Here is a 2029-nt window from a genome sequence, read left to right as displayed (position 1 = left end):
CGTGCTCGACGCCGACACGCAGGCGCAGCTCGCGGGGCTGCCCGTCGTGCTGCTCACGGCGACGCCCGAGGCCGTCGCGGCACGCCTCGCGACGGGCACGCGGCCGCTGAGCGCGAGCGTCGAGGCGTGGAGCGCGCTCGTCGCCCAGCGCATGCCCGTCTACGAGCGCCTCGCCGCCGCGACGTGGGAGACCTCCACCCGCCCCATCGACCGCATCGCCGCCGAGATCGCCGAGTGGGCGACCGCCCGTGAGACACCCGCCCGCACCACCGAAGGAGACCGCGCATGAGCGACTCGAACGCGCCGACCGTCATCGAGGTCACGGGAGCCGACCCCTACGCGATCACCGTCGGCCGCGGCCTCCTCGCCTCGATCGACGCGCACCTGCCGCCGACCGTCGCGAAGATGCTCGTCGTGCACGCGCCGCCGCTCGCCCCCGTCGCCGAGCGCCTGCGCGAGCAGCTCGCCGGCCGCATCGAGGTCCTGCTCGCCGAGGTCCCCGACGCCGAGGGGGCGAAGCGCGTCGAGGTCGCCGCCTTCTGCTGGCAGATCATGGGCCAGACCGATTTCACGAGAACGGATGCCGTGCTCGGGCTCGGCGGCGGCGCGACGACCGACCTCGCCGGGTTCGTAGCCGCCACGTGGCTGCGCGGCGTGCCGCTCATCCAGGTCCCGACGACCGTGCTCGGCATGGTCGACGCCGCGGTCGGCGGGAAGACCGGCATCAACACCGCGGAGGGCAAGAACCTCGTCGGCGCCTTCTACGCGCCGAGGGCCGTCCTCGTCGACCTCGACCTGCTCGACGGCCTGCCGCAGAACGAGATCCTCGCCGGGTTCGCGGAGGTCGTGAAGGCCGGGTTCATCGCCGACCCCGTCATCCTCGATCTGCTCGAGGCCGACGTGACGATCGCGACCGACCCGACGACGCCCGTCTTCCGCGAACTGATCGAGCGCAGCATCCGCGTCAAGGCTCACGTCGTGAGCGACGACTTCACCGAGCAGGGGCTGCGCGAGATCCTGAACTACGGCCACACGCTCGGCCACGCGATCGAGCACGCCGAGCGGTACCGCTGGCGCCACGGGGCCGCGATCGCGATCGGCATGGTGTTCGCCGCCGAGCTCTCGCACCTCGCCGGCTCGCTCCCGGCCGAGGCGGTCGACCGCACGCGGCGCATCCTCGCCTCGCTCACCCTGCCCACGAGCTACCCGCTCGGGCGCTGGAAGACCCTGCTCGCGACGATGCAGCGCGACAAGAAGGCGCGCGCCGGGATGCTGCGCTTCATCATCCTGGACGACATCGGGCGCCCCCGCGTGCTCAACGGCACCGACGAGTCGATGCTCTTCGCCGCCTACCAGGAGGTGGGGGAGTGACCTCCCTCGTCACCGCGCACCACGTCGGTACAGTGAGCGCATGACCGACCCCGATCGCACGGCACCGGCCCGCGTGCTCGTGCTCAACGGCCCGAACCTCAATCGGCTCGGGACCCGCGAGCCCGACGTGTACGGGACCGGCACCCTTGACGACCTGCGGACCGAGCTCGCCGGCGCCGCGCCCGAGGGCGTCGCGCTCGAGCTGCGGCAGACGAACGACGAGGCCGAGCTCATCGGCTGGCTGCACGAGGCGGTCGACACCGGCAGCGCCGTCATCCTCAATCCCGCGGCCTTCACGCACTACTCGTACGCGCTGCGCGACGCCGCCGCGCTCGTCACGAAGGCCGGGCTGACGCTCATCGAGGTGCACCTCTCTAACCCGCACTCCCGCGAGGAGTTCCGGCACACGAGCGTCATCTCGGGCGTCGCGACGGGCGTCATCGCCGGCTTCGGCTTCGGCTCGTACCGCCTCGCTCTCGCCCGCATCACCGGCGCGCTCTAGCTGTACCCGGTCAGGACGTTGGTGACACAAGGCTGAGGAGAAGGCCTTCATTCTGAGTGGTGTCTAGACACTTCGAAGAGGAAGGCCTTCTCGTGGTCCACCGTAATGCGAGGCTGGCGCCTGCCGGTCGGATGATCCTGGTTCAACGGGTGCTGC

3 protein-coding genes are annotated in these 2029 nt (G+C 71.4%); all 3 read left to right on the top strand.

The window, feature by feature from the left end:
- The coding region (locus Q7T15_RS08380; protein WP_304695202.1) for a shikimate kinase at positions 1-289 on the top strand (289 nt) is incomplete at its 5' end.
- Positions 286-1371 (top strand): 3-dehydroquinate synthase, encoded by a 1086-nt coding sequence (gene aroB, locus Q7T15_RS08375; protein ID WP_304695200.1) that lies wholly within the window; start codon positions 286-288, stop codon positions 1369-1371. The genes Q7T15_RS08380 and aroB, both read left to right, overlap by 4 nt.
- A gap of 40 nt (positions 1372-1411) precedes the next feature.
- Positions 1412-1873 (top strand): type II 3-dehydroquinate dehydratase, encoded by a 462-nt coding sequence (locus Q7T15_RS08370; protein ID WP_304695198.1) that lies wholly within the window; start codon positions 1412-1414, stop codon positions 1871-1873.
- The last annotated feature ends 156 nt before the right edge of the window (positions 1874-2029 follow it).

The sequence above is a fragment of the Microcella sp. genome, assembly GCF_030645145.1.
Lineage (GTDB): Bacteria > Actinomycetota > Actinomycetes > Actinomycetales > Microbacteriaceae > Microcella.
Note: the sequence above shows the minus strand (reverse complement) of the source record. Positions and strands in the feature narration are given on the sequence as shown.